This window comes from Ideonella sp. P3_A4, from assembly GCF_056403075.1.
In genome coordinates, this window is the sequence record NZ_JBFUGE010000743.1 from 1 (window position 1) to 2,666 (window position 2,666).

A 2,666-nucleotide genomic window follows, 5' to 3' on the forward strand; every position below is an offset into this window, starting at 1 on the left:
ACCCACTGCTGCACCGCAAAGCGGATGCGCGCCTTGGTCTTCTCGTCGCCCTGCAGGCTCTCGGCCATTTGCATCAGCGTGCGGGCATTGAGCAGGTACATCTGCGCGGTGTAGGCCGCGCCGGGGTTGGCGCCCCAATCCTTGGCAGCGAAGCGGCGGTCGCCCACCGGCTTGTGCGGCTTGGCTTCCTGCCCTTCGGCGCCCGTGGTCGACAGCGCCTCCAGCGTGCCGTTCCACAGCGCGGTGGCCTGCTTCAAGTACTCGCCTTGCAGATCGCTCATCGACGTCTGCGGCAGCGTCAGGCCGGAGAATGAGCGCCAGATGTCACCCACTGCGTGGCCGAAAGCATCGGCCTGGGCTTGAGCGTGGGCGCCGAGGGCGCCAAGGGCCTCCAACGAGGGCTGCTGCTGCGACTTACCAATCACTGCTTTTGTCTCCTTGCGGTGGRCCCGCGGCTCGGCTGTGGCGGCCGCCTGAAATGGCAGCGGTGCCTGGGCATTGGACTGCCGTCAGCTTACCGCATGATGACTCTATTTTTCGTTACGTGAGATTACTTATCACTGCCTGAAATGCACATTGTCGCCCTGGGTTGGATGTTTGTCGTGGTGCTGATGAGCCTTGCAGAGGCGACATCGCCCCAGGGCACGGTGCTGGGTGCGCTGGTCACGCTGGCGCTTTACGGCCTGCTGCCGCTGGCCATCGTGCTGTACCTGATGAACACGCCGCACCGCAAACGCGCGCGCCGTCGAGCCGAGATGGAAGAGGCCGCAGCACAAGCCGAATCGCCGCCGCCTGAGGGCCGCGATGATTAGCGAGAAGGCCCGCTGCGCGACATGACGTTGTGCACTGCACAACGTCCATTTGGAGGTCCACAGCTGCCACGCCATCAATGCGGCCCTGAGGCAGTCCACTTTCCACGGCGGTGGCGGCAGGGTGACGGCGGTAGCCCCGTTCTACGGCCTCTCGCGGGGGGCCGCCGGTGGCGTGCCGGCCGCGGCGTGATCAGCACCGTCGCGTCCGACTGAGGTTGGGGCGACCGCGAATGGGGCCTCCGACCGGGGCCACCACCGCCACCCTGCGGGCGGCGTTGATGGTGAGGCACCGCCGTCCTGAGGCGGCGTGAGGGCTCGAAAGACTACCGAATCCAGATCGCTGCAGCATGGCGGCCCGTCACCCGGTCACGGCGGAACGAGAAGAAGCGCGCCGGCTCGCTGTGGGTGCACCACTGGCCGCCGCTGACCTGCGTGACACCAGCCAACTGCAGCCGATGTCGGGCCAGGCCGGGCAGATCAGCCCACCACTTGCCAGGCGCTGCACACGGTTGGAAGAACGCTGACGCTCCCGCGCCAAACGCCTCACGCACGTCGTCACCTACCTCGAATGCAGTGGGCCCGATGCAGGCACCGAGCCAGGCGCTGACCTCGCTTGGCACGCAGCCCGCGGCCTCGTACAGCGCCTCCAACGTCGCCTCGACCACACCGCCGGCCAACCCGCGCCAGCCCGCGTGCGCCGCGCCCACCGCATGCCCGCCCGGTGCCGCCAGCAGCACCGGCAGGCAATCGGCCACCAGCACCGTGCAGGCGACTCCGCGTTCGGTCGTCACGCTGGCATCGGCTTGCGCAAAGGCCTGGCCACGCGCCAGGTCGGCCCGCGTCAGCCGCACGACGCGCGCGCCGTGCACCTGGTCGAGATAGACGGGCTGCGCCCCCTCCAGCCAGCCGGCAAAGCGGCGCTGGTTTTCGTGGATCGCCGCCGGCTCGTCGACGGCGTCGCCCCGCAACCCTGCCGGGCGCAGGTTCAGGCTGTCGAACGGCGCACGGCTGACTCCGCCGCGGCGCGTCGACATCAAACCGCCGACCTCGGGCGGCAAGCCGTTGGCGGGCAGGTACGGAACGTTGGACTCAGCCGGCATCAGGGCATTTTTCTGGCCGCGTCGCCTCGAACGCATCCAGCTTCATGCAGGCTTCGAACACGCGCATCACGTTCGGCACATGGTCCAGCCGGCACTCGAAGCGCTGCGCGTTGAAGATCTGCGGCACCAGCACGCAGTCAGCCAGGCCGGGCGTGTCGCCCACGCAGTAGAGCGTGGGCACGGCGGCCAGTTGGCGCTCGACCGCTTCCAGCCCCGTCTCCACCCAGTGCTTGTACCAACGGTCCTTCGCGTCTTCGTCGACGCCGAGCGAGTTGACGAGGTAGCGCAACACGCGCAGRTTGTTCAGTGGGTGGATCTCGCAGGCGATGTCCAGCGCCAGTGCGCGGGCACGGGCACGGGCCAGTGGGTCCTTCGGCAGCAACGGCGGCAGGGGGTAGGTCTCGTCGAGGTACTCGATGATCGCCAGCGACTGGTGCACGAAGGCGTCGCCATCCTTCAGCAGCGGCACCAGGCGCGAGGCGGACACAGACGAGTACGACTCGGCGGTCTGCTCGTTCTTCTGCAGGTGGACCGACTTGTAGTCATAGGCCAGGCCCTTCAGCGCCAGCGCAATGCGCACGCGGTAAGAGGCCGATGAGCGAAAGTAGTTGAAGAGTTCCATCACAGCGAGTTTCCTGTTCAGACTTCAGCCAGCACGATGTCCAGCTGCAATTGGCCCAGCCCTTCGATCGCACCGACGAGCCGGTCGCCCGCCACCACCGCACCCACGCCGGCCGGCGTGCCGGTGAAGATC

3 protein-coding genes and 1 pseudogene are annotated in these 2,666 nt (G+C 67.7%); 1 reads left to right on the forward strand and 3 read right to left on the reverse strand.

Going from position 1 to position 2,666, the window contains the following annotated elements; translation table 11 throughout:
- Nucleotides 1-425: pseudogene (locus AC1DYI_RS32060) on the reverse strand (hypothetical protein); the annotation flags it as partial.
- A 144-nt stretch (nucleotides 426-569) separates the two neighbouring features.
- Here AC1DYI_RS32060 and AC1DYI_RS32065 point away from each other — a divergent pair.
- A complete protein-coding gene (locus AC1DYI_RS32065; RefSeq protein ID WP_477208156.1) occupies nucleotides 570-812 on the forward strand; it encodes a hypothetical protein in 243 nt (80 codons plus the stop codon).
- Between the two features lie 323 nt (nucleotides 813-1,135).
- Here AC1DYI_RS32065 and pgeF read toward each other — a convergent pair whose 3' ends face one another.
- Nucleotides 1,136-1,912, reverse strand: coding sequence for a peptidoglycan editing factor PgeF (gene pgeF / locus AC1DYI_RS32070; RefSeq protein ID WP_477208157.1), 777 nt, complete (start codon nucleotides 1,910-1,912; stop codon nucleotides 1,136-1,138).
- Entirely contained in the window at nucleotides 1,902-2,534 is a 633-nt protein-coding gene (maiA, locus tag AC1DYI_RS32075) for a maleylacetoacetate isomerase (protein WP_477208158.1), read from the reverse strand. The genes pgeF and maiA overlap by 11 nt, the downstream gene beginning before the upstream one ends.
- Between the last annotated feature and the right edge of the window lie 132 nt (nucleotides 2,535-2,666).

Coding starts and splice junctions, on each gene's coding strand:
- AC1DYI_RS32065 (WP_477208156.1), top strand. CDS start 570: ATGCACATTGTCGCCCTGGGTTGGATGTTTGTCGTGGTGCTGATGAGC.
- pgeF (WP_477208157.1), bottom strand. CDS start 1,912: ATGCCGGCTGAGTCCAACGTTCCGTACCTGCCCGCCAACGGCTTGCCG.